This is a genomic window from Atlanticothrix silvestris CENA357 (genome assembly GCF_016056295.1).
Lineage (GTDB): Bacteria > Cyanobacteriota > Cyanobacteriia > Cyanobacteriales > Nostocaceae > Atlanticothrix > Atlanticothrix silvestris.
In genome coordinates, this window is record NZ_JAECZB010000062.1 from 60628 (window position 1) to 86545 (window position 25918).

Annotated in this window: 25 protein-coding genes, 1 pseudogene and 1 riboswitch; of the genes and pseudogenes, 17 read left to right on the top strand and 9 right to left on the bottom strand. The window is 39.2% G+C overall.

The window, feature by feature from the left end; genetic code table 11:
• Window positions 1–41: 41 nt before the first annotated feature.
• Window positions 42–884: a response regulator transcription factor gene (locus I8751_RS17375; RefSeq protein ID WP_214440380.1), complete on the top strand. Its 843-nt coding sequence runs from the start codon at window positions 42–44 to the stop codon at window positions 882–884.
• 131 nt (window positions 885–1015) lie between these two features.
• Here the strand turns inward: I8751_RS17375 and I8751_RS17380 are convergent, their stop codons facing one another.
• The 3 genes from I8751_RS17380 to I8751_RS17390 form a co-directional block, all read right to left on the bottom strand.
• Window positions 1016–1309 carry a hypothetical protein gene (locus tag I8751_RS17380; protein ID WP_214440381.1) on the bottom strand — a complete coding sequence of 98 codons (294 nt, stop codon included), beginning with the start codon at window positions 1307–1309 and terminating at the stop codon, window positions 1016–1018.
• A 393-nt stretch (window positions 1310–1702) separates the two neighbouring features.
• Window positions 1703–2563 carry a class I SAM-dependent methyltransferase gene (locus tag I8751_RS17385; protein ID WP_214440382.1) on the bottom strand — a complete coding sequence of 287 codons (861 nt, stop codon included), beginning with the start codon at window positions 2561–2563 and terminating at the stop codon, window positions 1703–1705.
• 18 nt (window positions 2564–2581) lie between these two features.
• Window positions 2582–3088 (bottom strand): hypothetical protein, encoded by a 507-nt coding sequence (locus tag I8751_RS17390; RefSeq protein ID WP_214440383.1) that lies wholly within the window; start codon window positions 3086–3088, stop codon window positions 2582–2584.
• A 314-nt stretch (window positions 3089–3402) separates the two neighbouring features.
• Window positions 3403–3545: riboswitch (cobalamin riboswitch) on the bottom strand.
• Between the two features lie 423 nt (window positions 3546–3968).
• Here I8751_RS17390 and I8751_RS17395 point away from each other — a divergent pair.
• Window positions 3969–4370 carry a phage holin family protein gene (locus I8751_RS17395; RefSeq protein ID WP_214440384.1) on the top strand — a complete coding sequence of 134 codons (402 nt, stop codon included), beginning with the start codon at window positions 3969–3971 and terminating at the stop codon, window positions 4368–4370.
• Window positions 4371–4518: 148 nt separating this feature from the next.
• A complete protein-coding gene (locus I8751_RS17400; protein WP_214440385.1) occupies window positions 4519–4710 on the top strand; it encodes a YqaE/Pmp3 family membrane protein in 192 nt (63 codons plus the stop codon).
• A 386-nt stretch (window positions 4711–5096) separates the two neighbouring features.
• Here the strand turns inward: I8751_RS17400 and I8751_RS17405 are convergent, their stop codons facing one another.
• Window positions 5097–5897: a GumC domain-containing protein gene (locus I8751_RS17405; protein ID WP_214440386.1), complete on the bottom strand. Its 801-nt coding sequence runs from the start codon at window positions 5895–5897 to the stop codon at window positions 5097–5099.
• Between the two features lie 263 nt (window positions 5898–6160).
• Here I8751_RS17405 and I8751_RS17410 point away from each other — a divergent pair, with 263 nt between their 5' ends.
• The 4 genes and pseudogenes from I8751_RS17410 (at window position 6161) to I8751_RS17425 (ending at window position 7534) form a co-directional block, all read left to right on the top strand.
• The gene (locus I8751_RS17410) at window positions 6161–6385 is read left to right on the top strand and encodes a hypothetical protein (RefSeq protein WP_214440387.1); all 225 of its coding nucleotides are present in this window, start codon (window positions 6161–6163) and stop codon (window positions 6383–6385) included.
• Window positions 6386–6424: 39 nt separating this feature from the next.
• The gene (gene petJ / locus I8751_RS17415) at window positions 6425–6760 is read left to right on the top strand and encodes a cytochrome c6 PetJ (RefSeq protein ID WP_214440388.1); all 336 of its coding nucleotides are present in this window, start codon (window positions 6425–6427) and stop codon (window positions 6758–6760) included.
• A 97-nt stretch (window positions 6761–6857) separates the two neighbouring features.
• A pseudogene (locus tag I8751_RS17420) lies at window positions 6858–7108 on the top strand (aldo/keto reductase); the annotation flags it as partial.
• Window positions 7109–7342: 234 nt separating this feature from the next.
• Window positions 7343–7534 (top strand): hypothetical protein, encoded by a 192-nt coding sequence (locus I8751_RS17425; protein ID WP_214440389.1) that lies wholly within the window; start codon window positions 7343–7345, stop codon window positions 7532–7534.
• Window positions 7535–7731: 197 nt separating this feature from the next.
• Here the strand turns inward: I8751_RS17425 and I8751_RS30265 are convergent, their stop codons facing one another.
• Both I8751_RS30265 and I8751_RS17435 read right to left on the bottom strand, forming a co-directional pair.
• Window positions 7732–9123 (bottom strand): calcium-binding protein, encoded by a 1392-nt coding sequence (locus tag I8751_RS30265; RefSeq protein ID WP_318780341.1) that lies wholly within the window; start codon window positions 9121–9123, stop codon window positions 7732–7734.
• Window positions 9124–9230: 107 nt separating this feature from the next.
• Window positions 9231–10031: a PhzF family phenazine biosynthesis protein gene (locus I8751_RS17435; RefSeq protein ID WP_214440390.1), complete on the bottom strand. Its 801-nt coding sequence runs from the start codon at window positions 10029–10031 to the stop codon at window positions 9231–9233.
• Between the two features lie 165 nt (window positions 10032–10196).
• Between I8751_RS17435 and I8751_RS17440 the strand changes: the two genes are divergently transcribed.
• The 5 genes from I8751_RS17440 (at window position 10197) to pstB (ending at window position 15137) form a co-directional block, all read left to right on the top strand.
• Window positions 10197–10418, top strand: coding sequence for a hypothetical protein (locus I8751_RS17440; protein ID WP_214440391.1), 222 nt, complete (start codon window positions 10197–10199; stop codon window positions 10416–10418).
• 44 nt (window positions 10419–10462) lie between these two features.
• Window positions 10463–11845, top strand: coding sequence for an aminopeptidase P family protein (locus I8751_RS17445; RefSeq protein WP_214440392.1), 1383 nt, complete (start codon window positions 10463–10465; stop codon window positions 11843–11845).
• 487 nt (window positions 11846–12332) lie between these two features.
• Complete coding sequence (pstC, locus tag I8751_RS17450; protein ID WP_214440393.1) at window positions 12333–13289, top strand: phosphate ABC transporter permease subunit PstC; 957 nt, start codon at window positions 12333–12335, stop codon at window positions 13287–13289.
• A gap of 45 nt (window positions 13290–13334) precedes the next feature.
• Entirely contained in the window at window positions 13335–14225 is an 891-nt protein-coding gene (pstA, locus tag I8751_RS17455) for a phosphate ABC transporter permease PstA (protein ID WP_214440394.1), read from the top strand.
• 81 nt (window positions 14226–14306) lie between these two features.
• A complete protein-coding gene (gene pstB, locus I8751_RS17460; protein ID WP_214440395.1) occupies window positions 14307–15137 on the top strand; it encodes a phosphate ABC transporter ATP-binding protein PstB in 831 nt (276 codons plus the stop codon).
• Window positions 15138–15250: 113 nt separating this feature from the next.
• Here pstB and recJ read toward each other — a convergent pair whose 3' ends face one another.
• A complete protein-coding gene (gene recJ / locus I8751_RS17465) occupies window positions 15251–17563 on the bottom strand; it encodes a single-stranded-DNA-specific exonuclease RecJ (protein ID WP_214440396.1) in 2313 nt (770 codons plus the stop codon).
• A 339-nt stretch (window positions 17564–17902) separates the two neighbouring features.
• Here recJ and I8751_RS17470 point away from each other — a divergent pair, with 339 nt between their 5' ends.
• The 4 genes from I8751_RS17470 (at window position 17903) to I8751_RS17485 (ending at window position 21075) form a co-directional block, all read left to right on the top strand.
• Window positions 17903–19432, top strand: coding sequence for a sensor histidine kinase (locus I8751_RS17470; RefSeq protein WP_225894213.1), 1530 nt, complete (start codon window positions 17903–17905; stop codon window positions 19430–19432).
• A gap of 354 nt (window positions 19433–19786) precedes the next feature.
• Window positions 19787–20014, top strand: a complete 228-nt coding sequence (locus I8751_RS17475) for a hypothetical protein (RefSeq protein WP_214440398.1) — start codon at window positions 19787–19789, stop codon at window positions 20012–20014.
• Window positions 20011–20295 carry a type II toxin-antitoxin system RelE/ParE family toxin gene (locus tag I8751_RS17480; RefSeq protein ID WP_214440399.1) on the top strand — a complete coding sequence of 95 codons (285 nt, stop codon included), beginning with the start codon at window positions 20011–20013 and terminating at the stop codon, window positions 20293–20295. Before I8751_RS17475 ends, I8751_RS17480 begins: the two co-directional genes overlap by 4 nt.
• A gap of 99 nt (window positions 20296–20394) precedes the next feature.
• On the top strand, window positions 20395–21075 hold the full coding sequence (locus I8751_RS17485) for a M41 family metallopeptidase (RefSeq protein ID WP_214440400.1): 681 nt from the start codon (window positions 20395–20397) through the stop codon (window positions 21073–21075).
• A 229-nt stretch (window positions 21076–21304) separates the two neighbouring features.
• Here the strand turns inward: I8751_RS17485 and I8751_RS17490 are convergent, their stop codons facing one another.
• Entirely contained in the window at window positions 21305–22486 is a 1182-nt protein-coding gene (locus tag I8751_RS17490) for an MFS transporter (protein ID WP_214440401.1), read from the bottom strand.
• An 86-nt stretch (window positions 22487–22572) separates the two neighbouring features.
• Here I8751_RS17490 and I8751_RS17495 point away from each other — a divergent pair, with 86 nt between their 5' ends.
• Window positions 22573–23505 (top strand): ion channel, encoded by a 933-nt coding sequence (locus tag I8751_RS17495; RefSeq protein ID WP_214440402.1) that lies wholly within the window; start codon window positions 22573–22575, stop codon window positions 23503–23505.
• 58 nt (window positions 23506–23563) lie between these two features.
• Here I8751_RS17495 and I8751_RS17500 read toward each other — a convergent pair whose 3' ends face one another.
• Window positions 23564–25831, bottom strand: a complete 2268-nt coding sequence (locus I8751_RS17500) for a RelA/SpoT family protein (protein ID WP_214440403.1) — start codon at window positions 25829–25831, stop codon at window positions 23564–23566.
• Window positions 25832–25918 lie beyond the last annotated feature (87 nt).

Sequence of the window (25918 nt, forward strand, 5' to 3'; positions counted from 1 at the left end):
GTAATTATTACCTGCCAAAAATTTTAGTGATAGCAATAATCATGTACGAATCTTCAAAAAAAATCCTCGTAATCGAAGACGATAACGTTACCCGTAATCTTTTCGTTAAGGGTCTTAAAGCTGAAGGTTTTGAGATCATCGATGCTAACAGCGGTCTTGATGGTATCCAGCAAGCACAAGAGCATGTACCTGACTTAGTGATTTGTGATATTGCAATGCCTGATATAGATGGTTATGACGTTTTAACCACGCTGCGTCAAGATCCCGTGACAACTATTATTCCGTTCATTTTTCTTACTGGTAGCAACAGTAAGACAGATGTTCGCAAGGCTATGGAATTGGGAGCAGATGATTATCTTACCAAACCTTCGACAGTAGACGAATTGCTCAGAGCGATCACTAGCCGACTCCAAAAGCAAGCTAGCATTCAAGACTGGTTTGCTGCTAAACTCCAAAAAGCTGCAAAACCAGTATCTGTAAATAAAATTCCTTCAAACACCCCTCCAAAGTCCATCTTTCCTTGCGTTCCACAATTAAAAGAAGTTTTCGACTTCATTGAAGCTAATTATGACCAAGGAATTACTTTGTGTGACGTGGCTGAAGCGGTAGGTTACTCGCCTGCTTACTTAACTAACCGAGTAGCAAGACAGACAGGCAAGACTGTCAACATCTGGATTGTCAAACGCCGGATGGCTGAAGCTCGAAAGTTACTTCAAAATAATAATCAGACAATCGAGCAAATTGCCAAAGCGTTAGGCTATCAACATGTCTGTCATTTTTCTCGCCAGTTTCGTCAACATCACGGTTTACCTCCCCATGCTTGGCGCAAAGATCAGCAAGCAGTTGATCAGGTTATGTTGCAAGAGTTAGAGACAGCTTTATAAAAGTAATTACAGGGTTTCTTGGTTGGATGTAGTACACCTCTTACGAAGAAAGGGTCTAGAGGCTAGAGTCTAGAGGCGAAAGTAATGTACCTCATCCAGATGAAATATGCTGTAAATATCAGCTAAACTAATTATTTTTCATGCTCTTGATGATGATTACTTACATCTTGATCAGATTCTAATAGCCGTGACATAAACACATCAGTTTTTCTACTCACAACAGACTTAATCTTATCAATAGCAATTACTTCACTGACTTTGACAACCATTTCCCACAGAGTATCTTCTTCCGTGTCTTTGTTGTAAGTTCTGTGTTTGAACCACAACAAGTCGTCCCAAACTCCGATAACTGTAGCGAAATACCACTTATCTCGGATTAGTATCCAGATTTCTTGTTCTAAATAGGTCTGTAGAATTGATTTCACAATGACTGAGATTAATTATGCAAATATATTGTGCTACATAATACACAGATACTAAAGTTTAGGTCGTCCGTCAAAACACTGAATTAATCAATAGTTTTTTAGTAATTATTAGGACTATTAAAAATAAAGTATAGTACCGCTATTAAGGCTAAAACCCAGTTGAAAAGAACTTTTACTTCTTGAGTGATTGGTAGTTATATGTAATTTCCTCAATGACTATAGTCTCATAAATGGTCAAATGCTGACTTCTTGATTGGTGAGTACCAAACTCAGACGTTTAGCTAATTCTTGTGGGTTTAAATGAGATATATTTTTGCCTAATAGTTGCACTTCACCGCATATTAGTGATTGCATTCCAGCGATCGCAGTAATTTAGATTTACCCTTTAATAATTTAAACTTTTTTTGATAACTGCCAGAGTTGGATAGAATAACACAGGTGGCTCTCAAAAATAGCACGCGCTGCTAACCCCTCGACAATCGACTTTTCTAGCCAGCGCTTAAATGCCCATTGACCAAGTGCGTGTAACGGTGGAACTGCGATCGCCACAACATCAGCAATATATTTAACAGTTGTTAGCCCAAAAGTACGGAAGTTATTAACACACAAATCAATCGTTGGCGCAATATGAGTTGAAATGTCTTCAGTCTTAATTAACTGAAAGCCAGACTGTTCTAACGCCGTTTGGAGTTCACTGGCGACATGACAATTAGAAAAAATACCTTTTTGGTATTCAGCATTGTAACGCATCATGTCTGCAAGCAACAGGTAGCCACCACTACCCAATAAACGAGCTGCACCTTGAGCTAAATCAAAAGATGCAATATATTGACTGCTTTCGCTCAATAAGATCAAGTCGTAAGAGTTTAATGTGTGAAAATCTTCAAATCTCGTTAAGTAGAAAGGTACTTGACCATTGGTATTTTTAACAAACCTCTCTTGCTGGAGTGCATCAGGTGCTAATCCTTCAACAGTGAAACCGCGATCGCATAAGTATACTGCGTTACCACCAATACCACAGCCGACATCAAGCACAGTTTTTATCTTTTCTGGAATAAAACTCAAAAGTTTAGCTGTATATGCTTCCTGAGCCACACGCAAACGAGTTATAGTTAATTCTTCACCCTGAGTAGGCAGTGGTTCCCAATATCCGTAATGGAGATAGGACGAATTTGTGAGTCCCATGTAATAATCTATCGCCGCATTTTGGTAGCGAGTTGGTTTCGGAATATTGATTGATTTTGTGTTGAGCATTAAGGAATAAAGTAGGTTTTAAGGCATTAAACTGGGTTGAAATTCTTCCCAGCGTTTGTAAACTTGTTCGTAGCAATCGGGTGGAGTAATTTTCAGATTGTGTAAAAAATTCACCTCAATCTGAGGCTCAGCCTTCTCAAGGTTCGCGTAGCGTGTTGCAGACAGACGCTGAGTGAACAGCACCAAAACAATGTCTTGATAGGGACTGTATGTTGCGACTGCTGGGATAATAGATGAAATTATTGATGAGTTAGATGATTGTAATATATCTTTACAATCTTGACGCGATCGCCAGTAAAAACCAATCAGATCAGAGGGAATAAATTGGAGGGTGAAGGGAACTAGATCAAACTTGGTAGTTGTCGAGTGAGTAACTTGAGTATCCACACCACAAATAACCACTCCTCGTCCAAATGACTGAAATCCTTTCCATGCTGTATAACCGATTATCAGCAGATTACTATGGATAAAACTGTTTTGCCAGTAGCCAAAATTTCCTTGCCAGACACTATCAGATGGTCGCATTCACTTGCTCCCAAATACTGCCACAAGTTGTACAGGCAAATAAAGTATGTTGTTTATTGATCATTGAGGTTGAAGTATGTAGGATTAAGTCCGAATCGCAGACATAGGATTATGTTGCAGTGGTGCAACTGCAACATAGCTACGAGTAGATTTTGCAAAAGCTTTCACCCCCGCATAAAACTAGCGCAACATGCCTATAACCTCATACCCATAAGTGAGCTATAGCTTATCTTTGGCACTACGAGAGCGTAAAACTGATGTATGGTGGAAATATTTATAGCAGTATTCACCTGTACCTCGCAGATGGGTGTGAGTTGGTCTTGTGACTTTCGGCGGGCATTCTGACTTTGAGGCATAAGGCTCATTACAGCTGCGGGACAGCGACGGATTTACACCGAACTTTCCCCCTTGCGTCTGATGGCTGACTCCCACCAGAACCGAGTTGATTACTGACCTAATAATAGCATAATAATGATGCTGAATTTCAGCAGTTACTTAAAACGTCAAGGTCATCCAAAGCGTATTAAAATTAAGAAAAGCTAGGGCGATCGCATAATTAGGATAAAAAGTAAGACTGAACACTAGGCATCGCCAAATACTTAGAAAAAATCTTAATTTTGTTTACCAAAACTTCAATTAATTAAATTTACTTGACCATTTAGACTTAACTTTTTTATCCCACGTTGTTGAATCAATTCGTACCAATGGCTACTGTTATTCCCATAATAATTAATAAAACTTGCTATAGATAAGTTTTTTCTATAATCATCCAAATGGTAGAAGCAAAATCTATCTTATAAGAGATGTTAAAACTTATAATATTTTCCAAAATGGTATAAGGATTCTTAGAAAACCTATCTGTAATTTTTAGGGAAAAACAATGTTGGGAACATTTCTAACAGCCATAGCTACGGCACTTAGTTTATTAATTGTTGATCTAGTTGTACCAGGCGTTAATATTGCTAATTTTCCAGCGGCTTTAATTGCTGCTTTAGTAATTGGTTTAATTAACGGTTCAGTGAAGCCTGTTCTTTCTACTCTTTCTTTACCACTAAACTTTCTGACATTAGGAACATTTTCGCTTATTGTCAACGGTTTGTGCTTCTGGTTAGCATCAGTCTTGGTTCCTGGGTTCGCAGTTCGTGGAATTATTGCTTTTCTTTTGGGGCCCGTGATTTTATCTTTTGCTAGCACGTTTATTAACAATTACTTTGTCGAAAAGAATCTTGCTTTAAACAGCAGCCAAGATATCAACACTAAAGGTGAACTACCCTCTAGATAAGTATGAACTTGGGTGGAAACCTCAGTTAAGTCAAATAAATATTCTACCCAAACAATCTCTAATGAAGATGACCACTTTAGGTTGATTTCTTAAGGTTACATCTGGAAGAGAATGTCATTAAACAAAGTCAAAACATCGTAATAAAGTCATGAAATTAGTTCGTTTTCTTTTAGGTTTACTTGTGCCTCCTTTAGGCGTTTTTCTGACTGTTGGAATTGGCCCAACTTTTGTGATTAATATTTTACTCACACTTTTAGGTTGGCTTCCCGGTAGTATTCATGCAATCTGGGTAATTGCTAAGCATGAAGAAAATATGAGTAGACAAGGAGATATCTACTAAAGTTCTCGGTTAGATTTAACGGGGAGGGAGAGGTCTGTCGAACTCACGTCAAGTTAATAGGTTGGGTAATATCCAACCTATTTTTATTTTATGAAGAAGGTAATGTAGAATCTTCTCTGAGAATAAGGTAACGTGAGTTCGACAAGTCTTATTTGACCTCTCCCCCAACCCCTCTCCGACACGGAGAGAGGAGCAAAAAGCTGAATTTTTCGTTGCTCCTCCCTTTCCGTTACGGAGAGTGAGGGAGTGAGAGGTTCATCGAACTCACGTTAAGGTAAAAGTCTAATTTTTTAATGGGCGAAATAAAAATAAAAATCCACAGACATACTTTAAGTCTTAGTAAAATCTGTGGTGAAAGTTCTTGAATTTGAGAAAGTTAAAAAGGCTTATTTATGAACATGATCTTTTTGTTGATCAGCAGGTTCTTTTTCTTTAAACAAATCTGCTGTTGCTAGCAGTAGTTCTCTGAGAGTTTGTTTTATTTGACGTTCTTTTTTAGCTAAAGATGTACCTGCTTCACCCAGTTTATCTTCTAATTGCGCCCGCTTTTGTTCTATCTGTATAGCTACCGATTCGGCTTGCGGACGAGCTTGATCATACCAGTTTTTTGCCTCGTCAAGATAGTCTTTAACTTCTTCAGAACGTCCACCATAACGGGCAGCTAAGTTAGCTCTAACAATAGCTAGTTGCGCTTGTAATTGAGCATAACGTTTCTTGAGTAAAGCTACTTCTTCACTGTTTTTGACACTACTGACAGCAGATTCAATTATAGTTTTATTATCCGCAGTTTCTTGTTTACCGGTTTCTTCAATTTCTGCTAAGATTCCATCAACTTCTTGCTGGAGTTGTTCTTCTTCGTTATCGAGTTGAGCTTGCAGTTTTTTGACTTCTGCTTGAGTTTCAACAATAGCCATGTGTCTTTTGCTATTAACTCCTTCCAAGGCACCTTCAATTGATGCTGTCACATCTTCTTTGAATTCTGTACCTTTGTCTTGTAAGTTTTCAACGACAGCAGAAACAGCATCCTTCACAAGGGTACGAATTTCGGTGGAGCCTGCTTTAAACTCTGAAGCCACCTGAGAAACTGCGGCTTTAACAATTTCACGAATCCGTTCAGTTCTTAACTGTCCAGTTTCTTTGACTTGTTGTAGGTCTGTTTGAATTTTTTCTTTGATATTATTAGGCATTTTCAACTCTGGCAATTTAGCTAATTTGGATAAAATTTTCTAGACATAATGTCACTCTTCTATTATGGCGTATGCCTTTTGGATCAGGAACTTCCTTTAGATAGAAAATATTTTTTATTTATCAATGTTGGAAAAATTAGTACATCATATACATATTCTTCGTGTTCCCTGTTCTATACCTACACATACAAGTAAGTTAAAAATTAAAGCAGGCTACTATATGAGATGATAAGTATTGGTTGTTAATAAGTGATAATTAATTTATGTGGCAAGTGAATATTTCTTGTTCAGGTGATGCGTGGAAGCGTTATGCAATTGACTTTAAAGCAACGGCAGAAAAGTATCAAGGCGAACTGATTGGTTCCAAGAAAATGCCAGACGGAACGCGAATTATGGCGTACAAAATTGAGGATGTCAGCGATGCCGAAGCTTTTCAGGAAGATTGTGTAAATTTTACAGGATTTACAGCAGATTTTGAATCCTTGTAGTATTAACTTTGGCACTTTATTAGGATCAGGAATAGCTAAATGAAAAAATTCGTTACCTTAGTATTACTAACGTTATTATTGTTAACAAGTAGTTTTACATTACCTGCGATCGCAGTTGAGCCAACCGATGGCGCACAAATATTTAGCGTACATTGCGCTGGTTGTCATATCAACGGCAGTAACATTATTAGAAGGGGTAAAAATTTAAAAAAGTCAGCCCTCAAGAAATACGGTATGGATTCAATAGAGGCGATCGCATCTATTGTCACTAATGGTAAAAATAATATGTCAGCCTACAAAGACCGCCTCACCAAAGAGCAAATTCAATCTGTCGCTGCTTATGTTCTCGAACAAGCTGAAACAGGGTGGCATTAAAAGTAGTTGACATTTAGAACTTGGTAGTTTTTGAATTACTATCTTTTTGAATTAAGAATTTATTTCTTAAGTTATACATAAAATAAGAATTTTTACAATGAATCTACCAGCCCAAAGCCGCCTTCAATTTATTCCCGATTTAAATATTTGTCGAACATTAATATGGTATGTGGCAAGTATCTGGTGGACACGGACGCATCAACCCACGAACTGCCATTCAAACTATGTTTCAGTATGTGGATGCAGGTTTTACTACTTGGGAATTTCCGCCGTCAAATGATTGCTAAGTGTGGACAAGAAGCGTTAGCTAACGTGCAAGCCTTTACAAAGTGGGTACATCGTCCCGGTAATAATGACGAATAACTGGTCGAAGAAAATGCTAAAAATAGCATCGCATAGATGCAATATCTCGCAAATCACAGGATTTATATCAAATAATCGGCGATTGTGGCAACGAATCTCGGCGATAAACAATACTTTCGACGTAGAGGTCAATTAGCTATAACCAGATTCTAGATAGATAAATTCACACCCTTGATCTTCTTATGATGATGCCAATACTAAATAACAGGAGTGTTTATTATGGCTGAAGAAAAAAAATCTAAGAATCAAGAGACACCCAGTGCTTCTGGTGGCTACCAAACTCCCATTGAGGAAGATATCCGCAAAACTGGCAACGCTGCTAAATCTGATGCTAAACCCAGCGCTACACCAGAAGCACCAGGAGAAGATAGTGTAGCAGGTAGCCCCAATCAGGGAACTGAATCACGCTAATTGGTTAAAACTGTCCCAAGTTGAAATCATCTAATCTGGTTCTTTCTAATCATCCCAATTCAGTAAAGTTTAAGTGGGTAATTGTGGTTCAAAACACAATTACTCATTTTTGCTGTTGGTATTAGAATCTTCTTGAGAAAGATTGGAGGATATTAGGTTGAATACCAGCAAATCTTGCATTTGCTGGTAGTAGTCTATTAGTAGATAGGGTCAACGATACGGAAATAGTTTTGGTCAAGACTTAAACCTGAAACTCCCTCTACAATCCCTATTAGAACATCCGTATTTAAGTCAAGATATATTGCCGTTCCTTCTGGTAAACCTTCAGGAGAAGAACCCAAAATATATTTCGCTGACCCGGAGTCTGAAGATCCATCAATTGCACTATAGAAACTATAGAAACCATCAAGTTGGATAACGTCTTGACTGCTGTTGAAGTCAGTAATAAGGCTGTATCTAATGACAGGGGTCTCTCCAGCGCCATTTTCAGTTGTATAATATATTATTATATAAAGCTCACCAGAACCCAAAATAAATTGGTCTGCCCCTGCGCCGCCTGTTAAGGTGTCGATCATACTTACCCCATCATTATACTGAACATCAGCAATCAGCACATCATTACCCGCACCACCGTCTAGAAAATCACTTCCGTAACCTGCGTTTAATATGTCGTCACCGGAGCCACCAATTAAGGTATCGTTACCTGAACCCAAAATCACGGTAACATCATCACCAAATAATGTATCGTTACCTGAACCGCCATCTAGAAAGTTATCATCAATACTGCCCTCAAGGTAGTCATCACCAGAGCCACCATAGAGGGTGTCGTTGCCACCGTCATAATATTGATATCTGCTCATAATAACTTCATAATTGGCAAACAGGCGATCATTGCCAGAGCCACCATACAAATAATCTGTTCCTCCAGCACCCTCCAACAAATCATTTCCGGAACCGCCATAAAGTGTGTCATTGCCAGTAAAGTTCTCAAGATATGTCAGGGAGATATCTGCATAAATTGAATCGCCGCGTAAGGTATCATCTCCTGATCCACCTATTAACAGATCGTCACCATAAGCATTGTTTAAGTATTCGCTAAATCCTAAATTTTCTTCAGCGTTATAACCACCCCATAAAACATCATTTCCCTTGCCACCAATTAAGGTATCCTTGCCAGCACCACCTTCTAGAAAATCATTACCAGAGCCGCCTAGCAAAGTATCCTCTCCCTCAAGGTTGAGTTTCAAAATCTCATCAATATTACTATTTTCTGTGTTTGAGCTAAAATCATAACTCGCCTCATACGGAATAAAGCGATCGCCACGCAAAGTATCATTTCCAGCATTACCAAATAGCCAATCCCTACCGTCACCGCCATTAAGGTTATCGTTTCCAGCTTTACCTATTAATATGTCGTTTCCGGCTGCACCACTAAGTGTGTCAGCATATTGAGCGCCAATTAAGATTTCGTTTTTTTGAGTTCCAGTAATTTGCAATCCAGTTGAAGAATCATCGCAAATATCGCCTGAAACGATTTGTTTAGAATCAATTAACGATAACCAATTCAAAGAATGGGAAAGGAATTTCATGGTAGTTAATTTCCCTAAAACTTAGTAGTTGTTAATTCCTCCTAATATCTACTGTGGAAACTTTTTACTTGGTCAAAAATTAAACCATTATTTAAAAATATTCATAATTAAAAATGAATTAATTCGCCTCGCAAAACTGTGACTGCTTGACCAGCCAGATAGACGCGATCGCCTCCTGTATAGCTTACCTTCACAACTCCACCGCGACTAGAAGCTTGATAAGCCAAGAACTTATCTTTGCCCAGGCGATCGCGCCAAAAAGGAGCAAGACAGCAATGGGCAGCACCTGTTACTGGGTCTTCATTAATACCTACTCCTGGGGCAAAAAAGCGAGAGATAAAATCGTATTGGGAATCAGGACGAGTCAGACTTGTGACAATCACATCTGTAACAGGTAATGTTTTCATCTGCTGGAAATTAAGCTGCATTTGCCGTACCAAATCTTCAGACTCTAGCTCAACTAAATAGCCTAGAGAATTTTGAAAAACAGATTTGCATGGTACACCCAAAACTTCGCTGAGTTCTGAAGGAGCAGTTATTGCTTGTGAGTGATTTACAGGAAAATCTAATTCAATCCACTCACCCTGCTGTTTGGCGATAAGTACTCCGCTTTTGGTGTGAAAACGCGCCGTTTCATCAGGGGATAAATGCCCTTCTGACCAAAGTACATGGGCACTAGCTAAGGTTGCATGACCACAAAGCGGTACTTCCACCGTCGGCGTAAACCATCGTAGATTAAAGCCATCATCTCGTCTGATCAAAAAAGCCGTCTCAGATAAATTCATCTCCTGGGCTACGTTCTGCATCCAAGTCTCATCTTGAGCAGTAGATAAAACACAGACACCCGCAGGATTCCCTGCAAAAGGTGTATTAGTGAAGGCATCAACTTGAGTAATGATGTGTCCCATAGATTTATTCTAGAATTGGATCAGCAAATTTATAGTTTTGTATACTTATCAAGAGTAAGTTAAAAATCTACACAACTATATTTAGTAACACTGTTATTTACTATCATTGGGAAGCTATAGCTGTACATTAGATATTAGTAATACAATTTCTTCAAGCTAGAGTCAATGTTAAACACAAAGGTCAGATTCATTGCAGGTATTCTTGCTGTTATCAACTTAGGAGTAATTTCTGGAGGATTGGTCAGTTGCGGTGCCCAAGAAAAGCAACCATTGGCTCCCCGTGAAGAAGAAAGACCAACCGAACGATCTAATGAAAGTGACGATGATGATGACGATCAAGAAAATGATCGTAGGGATGATGACGAGCAAGAAGATGATCAAGATTAAATCTAGGCAGCATAACCTTTATTTTTTGGTGTGAGTTTCCATTTATGGTTATCCACAAAACTTTTAATTCTCTAGCCGATACTCTACACTCCCGACGGCAACGATTAACCAGCCTAATTGATTTTCCCGCAATTCTATGGTCAGGAAGCATTAGTCCGCGCAATTTCCCAGCAAATCATTTCCCTTTTCGCGCCAGCAGTCATTTTCTCTATTTTGCCGGGCTACCACTGCCAAACGCGGCAATTCGCTTAGAAACTGGCAAGCTAGAATTATTTATGGATGATCCCCAGCCTAGCAGCGCCCTTTGGTATGGAAAAATGCCAACGCGTGACGAAATAGCCCAAAAAATAGGGGCGGATGCTGCTCGACCAATGACAGAATTAGAGTCCTGGCTAGAAGGTGCAGCCACAATTGCCAACCAGGACGCGGCGACTTGGACACAGCAATCGCAATTATTGAATAGATGGGTTTTACCGCAAAATCCTCCCCAAGGAATTGACTTAGAATTAGTCAAAGCAATTATTACTTTACGCCTCACCCACGATGCAGAGGCATTAGTTGAGTTGCGAAAGGCTGCTGCTGTGACTGTCGCAGCACACAAAGCTGGTATGGCAGCAACAGCCAATGCCAAACTAGAAGCAGAAGTTCGTGCGGCAATGGAAGGAGTGATCATTGCTCACAACATGACTACTTCTTACAACAGTATTGTTACCGTTCACGGCGAAGTATTACATAATGAGCAATATCATCATCCTATACAAGCAGGTGACTTGCTACTTGCCGATGTAGGTGCAGAGACTGAGATGGGCTGGGCAGCAGATGTTACTCGTACTTGGCCTGTTTCTGGCAAATTTTCATCTACTCAAAGAGACATTTATAATGTCGTATTGGCTGCCCATGATGTTTGCATTGCTAAAATATGCCCTGGTGTGGAGTATGGGGATATTCATCTGTTAGCTGCTGCTGTTGTAGCTGAAGGTTTAGTGGATTTAGGTATTTTACAAGGCAAGCCTCAAGACTTAGTAGAAATGGATGCCCATGCGCTGTTTTTTCCCCACGGTATTGGACATCTACTAGGTTTAGATGTTCATGATATGGAAGATTTGGGTGATTTAGCAGGGTATGAAGAAGGACGATTGAGGAGCGATCGCTTTGGCTTAGGTTACTTGCGTTTAAATCGTCCCCTACGTCCAGGAATGTTGGTGACAATTGAACCTGGTTTTTATCAAGTACCAGCAATTTTAAATGATATTAATCTGCGCTCAAAATATCAAAAGATAGTCAATTGGGAGCGCTTATCTCAGTTTGCCGATGTGCGAGGTATTCGCATAGAAGATGATGTTTTAGTGACAACAGAAGGTAGTGAAATTTTAACAGATGCATTGCCGAATAAAGCTAATGCTGTAGAAGATCTGCTGGGTTGCTAAAATGCACTGAATGCAACCGGGTATTATTTGTGTTTCGTTGTCATATTGTTCAAAGTAATTCCAAAAGTGTAAGCAATACTTCTGTATATAGAGTTGTTAAACAGAAAATTATGATTTGTTTAACAAATGGTTATATTAAACGTATTTAATAAAAATTCAACCTTAAGAAAGAAGCTTGTACTTTAATTTCTAAGACGAAATCTATCGCAAGTTGTAAAAAAGCCAGCAAGGCAAGCTATAGAATACTACGTGTTCATCATAAAACTAAATCAAAATTAAATTAAGTAACTATATTTACTTATTGGCTTTTTCAGCTTTAGAGAAATACAGTTTATGAAATAATTATTGTTTTTAATTAATTGTACATTAATTAAAAAAATCTCTTTTTATTCTCTATATTTGGTGAAAATATTTTAAACAAAAAATTCAATTAACTAAAAAACATTAATTACATACATTATTAACTTGGTTTTGATAGAGGTACTTCATGACTTTAACAGCAAGCGATGAATCTCAAATAGACTCTCAAACGGCGCGATCGCAGACTGAAAAAACGCTAGATCAAGGTTTTTTGTGGGGTACACGTATATTAGCGCTTGCTGTTGCAGCAGTCTTACTTTGGATAGCCGTACAAGTTGCTATAAACTCAATACCTGCTATTCGAGAGTTTGGTCTACAATTCCTTATTAACAGTGCTTGGAACCCTGTAGAAGATATTTATGGAGTGTTACCGATGATTTACGGAACACTCTTGAGTTCATTAATTGCCCTGCTTTTAGCTGTGCCAATTGGTTTAGCAAGTGCAATCATTTTGAGCGAGAATTTTTTACCGTTATCAGTTCGGACAGTACTAACTTTTTTAGTGGAATTACTAGCAGCTATTCCTAGTATTGTGTATGGACTTTGGGGTATTTATGTCTTGATTCCATTCTTGCAACCTATCGGTAATTGGCTTCACGATAACTTTGATTACATACCTCTTTTTTCCACTCGATATATAGGGCCAGGAATGCTACCTGCTGGGGTAATTTTAGCCATTATGGTTTTACCCATTATTACGGTAATCTCCCGCGATTCTCTGGCTTCTCTACCTTCGGAACTGCGTTGGGGATCTTATGGTGTAGGGTCAACTCGTTGGCAAACAATTTTCAGCATTCTGATTCCAGCAGCTTTTTCGGGAATTGTAGGTGGAATCATGTTGGCATTGGGTAGAGCCTTGGGAGAAACAATGGCTGTAACATTGGTAATTGGTAACAGTAACGATTTAAACTTATCTGTACTTGCACCTGCAAATACAATTGCTTCTTTGTTAGCCAATCAATTCGCAGAAGCTAGTGGTTTGCAAAGAGCTTCCTTGTTTTATGCTGGTTTAGTTTTGTTTGTAATTACACTCGTGGTTAATATGCTAGCCGAAGTCATTGTGCGTCGAGTTAAAAAATTTTAATAGCGAGAAAAATTGAATCGCAAATTTCAGCTTAGGTAAGCAATTATGACATCTAGTAGTCAAGGTAGACACTCTGCAAACACAGATGAAAGCATGGAATTTTCTTATGCTACTCGCCGAACATTAATTGGGACTGTGCTGACAGTATTAGCATTTGTCATGCTGGGTATTGCAATTTTGCCTTTAGGATTAGTCCTTGGTTATGTAATTCTCAAAGGAGCTAGTCAATTTAATTTAGAACTATTTACTGGACAAATACCAGCTGCATTACAAAAAGGTGGCGGTGTTGGTGCTGCCATTGTAGGAACATTAATTGTCGTGGGGATTGCTTCGGCATTGAGCATTCCTTTTGGGATTCTAGCAGCTATTTATTTATCAGAGTTCAGTTCCGGCACAATAGTTAAGTGGATTCGCTTTGCTACTAATGTACTGAGTGGTGTACCCTCAATCATCGTGGGACTGTTTGCTTATGGTGTGGTAGTTGCAACTACAAATCAATTTTCGGCCGTGGCTGGGGGTTTTGCCTTGGCAATTTTGATGTTACCAATAGTAGTAAGAACTGCTGATGAAGCCTTACAATTAGTACCTCAAGAAGTACGTTGGGCATCAACAGGTGTAGGTGCTTCTAATTTCCAAACAGTTTTACAAGTTGTTCTACCATCAGCGATGGGAGCAATTATTACAGGTACGACTTTAGCGATCGCTCGCGCGGCTGGTGAAACTGCACCTTTAATTTTTACAGTTTTGTTTTCACAATTTTGGCCTAGAAGTATTTGGCAACCAATTCCCACTTTATCGGTATTAGTTTATAACTTTGCCACCGTTCCCTACGAAAATCAACAACAACTTGCCTGGGCAGCTTCACTCATTTTAGTTTTATTAGTGCTAATTACTAGCATACTTTCTCGCTTGGCAGCACTTAAAAGTACCTATTGAAATAATACTCAACAATAAACTCTTAATTAGGTTGCCGAGCGAAGCCGAGGTACGAATTATTTTCATATAGGATTAACAAATATGTCTGCTCAAAATCAAACCAATAATCATCGAAATACTCAAAATTCAGGCGAAACTACAGCAGTTTTGCAAACAGAAAAACTGAGCGTTTACTACGGTGATACTTTAGCGCTACGCGATGTTTATATGGAAATACTAAAGCAAAGAGTAACTGCTTTTATTGGCCCTTCTGGCTGTGGCAAAAGTACGTTACTGCGTTGCTTTAATCGTCTAAATGATTTAATTGATAAATGCCGAGTAGAAGGCAAGGTACTTTACCGTAATAAAAACCTCTACTCACCTAAAATCGATCCAGTAGAGGTGCGGCGGCGGATTGGTATGGTATTTCAAAAACCAAACCCCTTCCCCAAATCAATTTATGAAAATATCGCTTATGGAGCCAGGATTCAAAACCGTAAAGATGATATGGATGAATTAGTCGAGCGATCGCTCCAACGAGCTGCTTTATGGAGTGAAGTTAAAGATAAACTAAAACAAAGTGGTTTATCCCTTTCTGGTGGACAACAACAGCGTTTATGTATTGCCAGAGCGATCGCCCTCAAACCAGAAGTAGTCTTGATGGATGAACCTTGTTCTTCCCTTGATCCTCTCTCTACTCAGCGAGTTGAAGAATTAATTCACGAACTCAAAGAAGAATACACAATTATTATTGTCACCCACAACATGCAACAAGCCTCGCGGGTGTCAGATTACACGGCTTTTTTCAATGCAGAAGAATCAGACAAGGGAAACCGCTTCGGTTACTTAGTAGAATATGACGAAACAGGGAAAGTTTTCGCCAATCCCCAAGCCCAAGCAACTAAAGAATATCTCAGCGGTAAATTTGGTTAAATCAAGAAGCAGGGATGCAGGGGAGAAGGCTTTTAGGTTTCTGCTGAAAAAAGGTAATATTTGCGAGTTCACAAGCGCTATTACGAATTACGAATTACGAATTACCCACAGCGTTACTGGCTATTAATCATCACAACAATAGTAGATAAAGGCACTTCTGCAAAATACTGTCGCTGAAATTGTTCTTCACTAATGGCGGCTAAAAATTTCGCAGCAGCAGTATCAGCTAAAGTTACCGACACATTTTTGGAATCATGGTTGATTCGCAAATTATTATCTTGTAATTTAACTGTGAATCCCAAACATTTTAAAGCTTTGAGTCCTAAAAGTAATGTTTGGTCACGAATGCCGAGTTTCTTTAAAAGTTGCACGCGAGTAACTGTATGATTAGTGCGACTGAGATATTTAGCAATCCCAACTAAGGTCAGCCAAATTTGGCTAGGTGGTTGTTGATTAGGTTTAGACCAAGCGATCGCTAGCTGTTGTTGATTGTAAAGCGATCTCTTCCACCAGACGCGTAAATCATCCCAATTTGTGGGACAATCTTGAATAATGAGTGCTGTTTTATTGAGACTGAGTGCTAAGTCTTTTTGATTTCGCCAGTCTAATATAGTTGCCGATTGATGAGTTGTCAGTTTCAAATTAGCAGCAGGACGCACAGCAATTAATCTAATTTCATAGCGTTTTTTGAAGGTGTTGTAATCGAGTTCGGCGATACAATCACATCGTCCTATTGGTAATTCATCTTTGTAATGTCCCCACCAAATCCCAGGAAAAGGACTTTTACAAGAATCATCCCGAATATCAAACTCGGCTTTAATATACTGTACTTTTTTTCCTTTCCAATCTTGTTGATTGCGATGCCAAGCATTATCAAACCAGCAATTTTGAATTAGCAGTTTCGGAACAGGATTTCCCATCCCGCAAGGTTCTAAAAGTTTCAATTCTAAAAATAACTCTTTGCCCAAGTCTGCGACTGTCACCGTTAAATCTGCTTGCACTGTTGGCGTGAGAGTTGTACCGCCTAAAGATTGTCGTAACTGTTGATTTATCGCCGCTGTAAATAAAGGAATATTTTCTATCGGTAAACTCAAACCTGCTGCAAAGGGATGTCCCCCAAAGCGATGTAACAAATGTGCTTGGTCTTTCACCAATTGATATAAATCGACGGAATTTATCGAACGGGCGGAACCACGGGCTAAAGCAGAGGGGCTAGTGTCTTCTGTACTTAACAAGATGGTGGGGCGGCCTGTTTCTTGTGCTATTTGTCCAGCGACTAAACCCAACACACCTGCGGGCCATTGGGCATCTTCTAAAACAATAACGCTGGTAGTTGATAAGTCTAATTGAGTAAGTTTTTGGCCTACTTGTGCTTGCACATCTTTTTGTAAAGACTTGCGGCGGGCGTTGGCGAGTTCTGTAACTTCGGCTAGTTCGTTACAACGTTGAATATCTCGACTAGTTAGTAATTCTACGCAGAAACTGGCATCACCTTGGATGCGGCTGACGGCATTAATGCGCGGCCCCAAACCGAAGGAAATATCTGTGGGGCGATCGCCGCTTTTCTGGCACAATTCTAATAATCGCCCTACTCCTGGTCGTCGTCGTGCTGCTGGTGGTTGTTTAAAGTCGGCTTGCAGTCGTTGGATTCCTACTTGCGCCAAATAACGACAATCTCCACTTAACTGCACCAAATCAGCAATTAAACCTATAGCTACTAAATCTAATAAATCTGTTACAGGATGTTTAGGAACATCAGGCAAAGTTTGATATAGGGCTTCTATTAATTTGTAAGCTACCGCTACCCCAGAAAGATGAAATAGCTGATGTTCATTGGGCAAATAACGAGGATTAATAATTGCTACAACTGGCGGACGTTCTTCAGGTAAGGTGTGGTGGTCTGTGACTATGACATCTATACCTAATTGTTTGGCATAAATAATTTCATTAATATTAGTGCTGCCCGTATCGCAAGTAATAATTAACTTACAATTTTGTTTGGCTAAATTATCAATTCCCTGATGGTTGAGTCCGTGGGATTCTTTCAGCCGATTGGGAATGTAAAAATTTAACTGGGTATTTTGAGCAAAAAACAGTCCTAAACCATCCCACAAAACAGATGTAGCAGTAATACCATCAGCATCAAAGTCTCCCCAAATAGCAATTTTTTCACCAGCATTACGTGCCTGTTGCAGCCGTGCTACTGCTAGATGCATTTCTTGCCCAAATTCAAAAGGACTCGCTGGTTGATAAACTTTATGGTTGATAAATGCTGCTAATTGTTGATGATCTTTAATTCCTCGTTGCCACAACAATTGTGCTGCATGTAATCCACTTGATGCAGGTGTATGCTGTTTCACCGCTTGGATAAACCAATCCGGCGGTTGTTCTGTTGCTGTTATTTTCCACTGTTGTTGTTCTGACATACCACATTGAGAGTTGGAGTTTTAGCACTGCCCTTTTCGCAAGACATTCTTAATGTTGGCAGTAGATATATTTTCTTATGATTGCGAACGATTTCGCTATAACTATTGATTGATTGTTCATATCTCAAATTTAATTTTTGAATAGTTAATAATCCCCTTTTTTATGTTCAGTATCTTTACTGAGTTTACCTTATAAAATACCGTGATATCTTGCTTAAGTACATTTAGTCATTCATTAATAACTCTGTTTTTATTTTTATGAATCAAATATTTCGTCCAGCATCAATAGTAGTTGCAACAGTTATCTTGACTATTTTCTTGTTTATCTCTGTAATTTGGATGGCACGACAAGAATATCAACAATTCAATCATCTCATCCAGCATGAAGTACCAATCAACACTATAACTGAAAAGATTATTTATCTAGATGAAGTACTCACTATGTCAGCAAATATGTATACGAATACAAGTAATGTTAATTGGAAAACTAGGCATGATTTATTTAGTGAAAAATTAGATTTAGAAATAAACAAATTTAGAAAATTAGCCTCTCATCATTTTGTAACTGAACGCGTTAAAACAATTGATGCTGCTAATCAAAAATTAACAAAAATAGAGGAACAATCTTTTATCTTAGTCGAACAAGGTAAAAATGCAGAAGCCCAAGCTTTATTATCTAGCGTTGAATATGGAACAGAGAAAATTAAATTAGGGGCCAGTATTGAAACCAGCCAACATTATATTTTCAAAGAATTGCAAGATGCTATTACATCTTATCGTCAAAAAATGTTTTTTTCTATTTTCTTTGCTATCGTAAGCTTAATCTTACTTATTCCTTTATGGATAATCGTACTGCGCTTGCTAAAAAAATATTTAAAGGCTAAAAATAATGCCCAATCTGCTTTAACAAAAGCCAATCAAGAATTAGAACTACGAGTTGAACAAAGAACACAAGAATTAAGTCATAAAAATATCCAACTTAAACAAATTGTCAAAGAGCTACAACAAACTCAAACACAGTTAATTCATGCAGAAAAAATGTCTTCTTTAGGTCAAATGGTAGCTGGTATTGCCCATGAAATTAATAATCCCCTAAATTTTATTTCGGGAAATCTAAAATACACGCAAACTTTTATACAAGACTTATTTAAGTTAATAGATATTTATCAGCAGCATTATCTCACTCCCCCTAAAGAAATTCAAATAGCAATTGAAGATATGGATTTGGATTTTGCCAGTCAAGATTTTACTCAAATGCTCAGTTCTATGACGCAAGGTGTAAATAGAATCCAGGGGATAGTAAAATCGCTGCGGACTTTTTCGCGTTTAGATGAGGCCGAACTTAAAGAAGTTGATATTCATGAGAGTATCGATAGTACGTTGCTCATGTTACAGTATCGATTGCAATCAACTCATAAGCAGTGTAAAATTTGCTTAATTAAAGAATATGCTGCGCTGCCATTAATTGAGTGTTATTCTAGTGAATTAAATCAGGTTTTTTTAAATATTTTGAGTAATGCAATTGATGCTTTAGAAGAACGGCGTTTACAATGTATGGTTGAACAAAAAAATACTCACATCAGCAATCTTTGCATTCGTACTGAAATAATTTCCAAATCATGGATAGCAATTCATATTATCGACAACGGTACTGGCATTGATGAATCTATCAAGCACAAAATATTTGATCCTTTTTTCACTACTAAAACTGTAGGTCAAGGCACAGGGTTAGGACTATCAGTTAGTTATCAAATTGTTGTTAACAGACATTCTGGAAAATTATATTGTAATTCGACAATTGGACAAGGCACAGAAATCGTTATTGAAATTCCTGTAACTCAAAAATCAGCGATGAAGGCAATTTTATAAATATTTTTCAGAAAATAAATTTAGTTTAGCAGACGCGATCGCACAGATACAATAAAGTGAAATAAGAGAATGCAAGTCAAATTGATAATCGAGTCGAGTTATAGCAGAAGCGATCGCACTTTACGAAAATTTACTAGAACAGCAGGAAAAAGCTCACAAAGAGACTCTAAAACAACATGAGGCTGATAAAGTGCTGATTTCCCAAAAACGCCAAGAACTTGAGCTGATACAGAATGAAGTAGAAATAATTTTTAGTAAAGATATATCGCTCTGCAACTGAGGAGATGAACGCTAGAATTTACTCAACTTCGTAAACTGAAACTACTTTAACCTCAGAGTTGACGGCCTAATTCTATGACCACCCTCAACCAAGTGCTGGAAAGTGCTTTGCTACTGCCCTACGAACAGCAGGAAATGCTAATCGAAATTCTGCAAAATCGCCACCACGAGAGTCGTCGTGCAGAAATGGCTACGGATGCCCAACAAACCTTAGCTGATTTTCGAGCAGGCAAATTTCAACATCAGTCAGCTGAGGATGTTATTGCAGTATTGCGCCAGTCTCTGGATGAACCAGAAGTATGAGATCACTGGTTTTGACTCCCAAATTTAAACGAGCATTCCGCAAGTTTGTGAAGCGAAATCCTGACCTTCAACAACGCATTGAAGATACCCTAAAACTAATGGAAGTTGACATATTTGCCCTAAGTTTAGGCACTCACAAACTGAGTGGCAAACTTGATGGTTTTCAATCCTGCTCTTGTGGCTATGACTGTCGTATTGTTTTTTCACTTGAACAAGATACGGAAATGACTAGTGAAGTCATTGTTCTACTTGATATCGGAACCCATAATGAGGTGTACTAAATCACTCACTCTTGCCAACTCAATGTCTAATCTCATTTCCATTACAACGAATCTTGCTTCATAATAAAGAAATATTAAGCTAGATTTAACAAACTCATAATGAGCCAGACTGCCCTAAATTTAGTCGCCATATCTATATTTCTCATGACCCTATCAGTACTCCTGGGGCCATTAATCCATTTATCCCCAACAGTACCAGCCCTTGCTACCTTCACTATTTTGGGCATAGCCACATTAGATAATTTTGGTTTGCAAGGTAAGGGAGGTACTATCTTTTTAGATTGGATTGCGAGATTTTCTCCTGAATACCGCGATCGCATTATCTACCATGAAGCTGGGCACTTTCTTGTAGCTCAGCTATTAGATATTCCTGTCACTGGCTACACTCTCAGCGCCTGGGAAGCCTGGAAACAAGGACAACCTGGACAAGGTGGCGTTACCTTTGATGATGGTGAATTAGCATCTCAACTAGAACGGGGTACAATCAGCGCCCAAATGTTAGATCGCTATTGCACTATTTGGATGGCGGGAATTGCTGCTGAAACTTTAGTATTTGATCATGCTGAAGGTGGAACTGATGATAAAACTAAGTTAGCAGGAGTCTTGTCAGCTTTAGGTTTTTCTGAATCATCTCGTCAGCAAAAACAGCGCTTTCATACCCTGCAAGCCAAGACTTTACTACAAGAAAATCAGTCTAGTTACGAAGTCTTAGTTCAAGCCATGCGAGAACGTGCTTCAGTAAAAGATTGCCAGAATTTAGTAAAGAATGCTGAATTTTAATTCTTTTCGCTACAAGTTCTGCACCGTCATATTTGTTATTTAAACTATAACGTTTATTTCTCTGCGTCCTCTGCGCCTTGGCGGTTCGTTAAAAAATTGACTTGGATAACAGAGTTTTAGCTTTAATTGAACCGTATTGGTTTAAAAGTAATTTATTTAATCACAGAGGCGCTGAGAGCGCTGAGAGAGAAAAGAAAGTTACAAGTCACCTTGAAAAGGCTAGTTCTATTTACTTGGATTGAGGTGCGTATTTTTTACGACTAACTATTGCTAAAAATAATACTAAAAACGTCAGGATTCCGGCTAAATATAAAGGATAGCCGTAGGTTATGGGATGTGATTGATGAATGAGTGTTCCCGCAATTACAGGGCCAATACCATTAGAGATACTTAAATAAGATGCGTTCAAACCCATAGCAGTTCCCTGGTCTTTTGCTTGAGCATTCAGAGAAATTAGTGTATTGATCATGGGTTGAACTAAAGAATTGAATAGAGAAAATAATATCGCAACTATCACAAAATAAATGATATTTTGCCAAATTGGCATGAGAATAAATGACAAACTGCGGATAAACAAACCTAAAAATAATATACTTACTATATTAAATTTACGGCTGAGAATAGAAACACCCCAAGTCTGCATGATCACGCCCAAAACTCCAAAAAGGAGAAACATCAGCGTCAAAGACTGGCTATTTTGACCCAATACATTAATAAAGTAAGGTTGAAAAGCATAGGTAAAAATGGTGAATGTAGTGCCAATAAAAAAGTTGATGATTAAAAGTACGCCAACTTTTGGCATAGCCAAACCGCTAATTAAATTTCCTAAACCTAGATCAAATATATTTTGCGCTTTGTCAGCTTTATTTTGCAGAGTTTCAGGTAAAAGAAAGATTGTCACTAAAAGTCCTACAAATGCAACTACGCCCGCAACTAAAAAAGCCGTCCCCAAAGAAATCTGCTGCACTAGCAAACTTGTAGCTGGGCCTAATACAAAACCCAAACCAAATGCTGCTCCATAAACCCCAAACCCTCTAGCTCGGTTTTCAGAAGTAGTGACATCTGAAATAATTGCTTGAGCAACAGAAGCATTTCCGCCAGTTATACCATCCAAAAATCGCGCTAAAAACAGAACACTTGCTGTTGTCGCAGTTCCCGCGATGAAGTTAGCAATTACAGTCCCGGCTAAACTGATAATCAATAAAGGTTTGCGCCCAAAGCGGTCAGAAAGTTTACCAATGACAGGCGTTGCAAAAAATTGAGCTACAGAGTAAATCGAAAATAACAAACTAGTCTGGAAATCGCTAAGACCAAATCGTTTGCCATAAAGATAGATAATAGGAATTAAAATTGTAAAACTCAGGGAGTTAATGAAAGCAATTAAGGCGGTAATCCAGAAATTTCGATTCATCAGCGATTTATAACCACCAGTTTTTTAGTTAGCAATTTGTCAACTCTAGTAATACTACCCACTCGCCGTTTTTTTAGCTACTTCCAATGAAACTTCGACTGACGAGACTTTCACGAAAGCAAAAACAGCGTCTAATCCCCCGGATTCACATTAAGATCCAAAATGGACTGTTCGAGATTATGGGTATGGGTGCATGGTATTCTTACTGGCGTGATCCCTACCATTTGCTGCTGACAATTCCTTGGGCTGGCTTTGTCCTCATAATTTGTACTTTTTATCTAACTATTAATATCCTGTTTGCTCTGGCTTACTGGGTAGGGGGAGATTGCATTGCTAATGCTCAACCTGGCTCGTTTTTAGATGTCTTTTTCTTCAGCGTGCAAACCTTAGCATCCATTGGCTACGGTGCAATGTATCCTAAAACCACTTACGCCAATATTATTGTGACGATTGAAGCGATGATTGGCCTGATGGGAATTGCTGTGATGACAGGATTAGCATTTGCTAGATTCTCTAGACCTACTGCCCGTGTCATGTTTAGCCGAGTTGTGGTGATTATACCTCATGAGGGAGTGCCTACTCTAATGTTTCGCACTGCTAACCAGCGCCGTAACATGATTTTAGAGGCACAGATGAGGGTTTACTTAATGCGCGACGAAGTAACCGCAGAAGGGCAATTTATGCGGCGGATTTATGACCTTAAACTGTTGAGGAATCAAACGCCTAGCTTCACATTAACCTGGTCTGTAATGCATGTAATTAATGAGCATAGTCCTCTATATGGAATGACTCCAGAATCATTAACCCAGACAAATGCTTTGCTGATTATCTCTGTGAGTGGTATCGATGAAACAGTTGCACAGGTCGTCCATGCTCGTCATACTTATGGTGCTAATGATATTTTGTGGAATAGTCGCTTTGTCGATATTATTCACCATACGCTTGATGGACACCGCTACATCGACTACAACCATTTTCACGATGTCCAAACTTTAGATGAAGTGGGGGATAGGGACTAGGGGCTAGGGGCTAGGGAAATGTACTTAATCCAAATAAAATATGCTGTATGTACCTGTATTATTCGTCTATCTGACCCACACGGCGGATATTGAGAATATCACTCATTTTTTTAATTTGGATAAACACTTGCTCTAATTGAGAGCGATCGCGTATATCTATTCCTAAGTCCATTAATGCTGGTTGACCAATAGCAGTTTTCACTTGAGCATGACGCACATTGATCCCTTGGTCACTCAACCGCGATAAAATATCCTTTAATACCCCCACACGATCAAGGGCTTCGATTTGAATATCCACTGGGTAAGTGTGAGGACGACCGCTATTTTCGACTGCTGAGTTCCAACTTACTGGTACTAAGCGCTCATATTCCACATTCTCCAGATTATGACAGCCTTGGCGATGAATTGAAATTCCCCTACCTCTAGTGACTACGCCAATAATTGGTTCGCCGGGAATTGGGCTACAACATCCAACGATATGATACACCAACCCTTCCACCCCAACAATAGGCGAATCAGTAGCGCGGGAACTAGCAGGAGGCGCTTCTCGTAAAGCTTTGGCTGTATTGGATTCCTTGGGAAGAAACGGAGGTGCAGTGGTAGCTGGTTGTTGTCCCTTCGCTACTTCTCGCCAACGATTTAATACCAAATTTAGCGTCACTTCACCGTAACCCAAACCAGCGAGTAAATCTTCCACGCTGTGATAGTTACATTTTTCGGCAACAGTCTGCATTGCTTCTGATTTCAACAAGCTCTCAAAACCTGTTTTACCCAATTCTTTTTCTAACAATTCTCGACCACGGGCAACATTTTCTTCACGGCGCGATCGCTTGTACCATTGTTTAATCCGATACTTCGCAGCCGATGTTCTGACAAAGTTCAACCAATCCAAACTCGGATGACCGTTCTTTTGGGTCATAATCTCTACAATGTCGCCATTGTGCAGTCGCGTAGATAGAGGTACCATTCGCCCATTTACCCGCGCCCCAGCACAATGATTTCCGACTTCTGTATGAATACGATAGGCAAAATCTACGGTAGTAGAACCAGGGCTTAAAGGTACAACATCCCCCTTAGGGGTGAAGACATAGACATCATCTTCAAATAGATTGTCTTTGACACTATCAAGATATTCTTGTGCGTCTTTAAGATCACTTTGCCATTCTAGGAGCTGCCGCAACCAAGTAAACTTCTCATCTGTCGTTGTTAATTGGCTATTAGAACCACCTGTTTCTTTGTACTTCCAATGAGCCGCAATCCCATACTCGGCAATATGATGCATCTCTACCGTCCGAATTTGTACCTCCAAAGGACGACCTGTCAACCCAATCACACCAGTATGCAACGACTGGTAACGGTTAGGCTTAGGCAATCCAATGTAGTCTTTAAATCTACCAGGAATTGGACGAAAGGCATCGTGAACTACTGCCAAAGCGCGATAGCATTCCTCATTGGTCTGGACAATAATCCGCAGGGCTGCCAAATCATAAATTTCACTAAATTCTTTTTGCTGTCGCTGCATTTTCTGGTAAATGCTATAAAGATGTTTGGGACGGCCGCTAATATCCTGGCAGTGAATCCCAGCTTGCCGCAAACGCTCCTGCAAAATCTCTGTAGCTTTGGCCAGTTTTTCTTCCCGCGCTGTCCGTTTTTCAGAAACATGGTGCTGGATTTCGCGGAAGGCTTCAGGTTCCAGGTATTTAAACGCCAAATCTTCCAATTCCCACTTAATCCGCCAGATCCCCAAGCGATTGGCTAGGGGTGCAAAGATATCTCGCGTTTCTTGAGCGCTACGGCGGCGACTACTTTCTGACATGTACTGTAAAGTTCGCATATTATGCAAACGGTCTGCCAACTTCACCACAATTACTCGGATATCTTGCGCCATTGCCAAAAACATTCGGCGGAAATTTTCGGCTTGGCTTTCGGTTTTGCTTTTGAAGTTGATTTTAGAAAGCTTGGTGACACCTTCTACCAACTGCCGCACTTCTGGGCCAAAACGCTCTTCTATTTCTTCAATTGTGACATCTGTATCTTCAACTACATCATGAAGAAATCCAGCTGCTATCATGGCAGGACTACCTCCCAAATCACGCAGCAATCCAGCTACAGCAACGGGATGACTGATGTACAACTCTCCTGATTTACGATATTGACCTTGATGTAGTTGGTAAGCAAATTCAAATGCTCGACCAATCAAGACCAAATCATGATGCCTCCGGTCGTCTTCTGTGACGCTGCTATTGGTGGATGACTCCTTCAAACATTTCTTTAACCATTCCGGAATGGCAAGATCACTGGAAGAACTTATAGCTATGCTGCTCATATAATTATGACTAAAGGGGATCGGTGGATAGGTAAGAAAAGTGATCAGTTATCAGTTACTGATTAATCATCCATTCCGGGGTTAAGG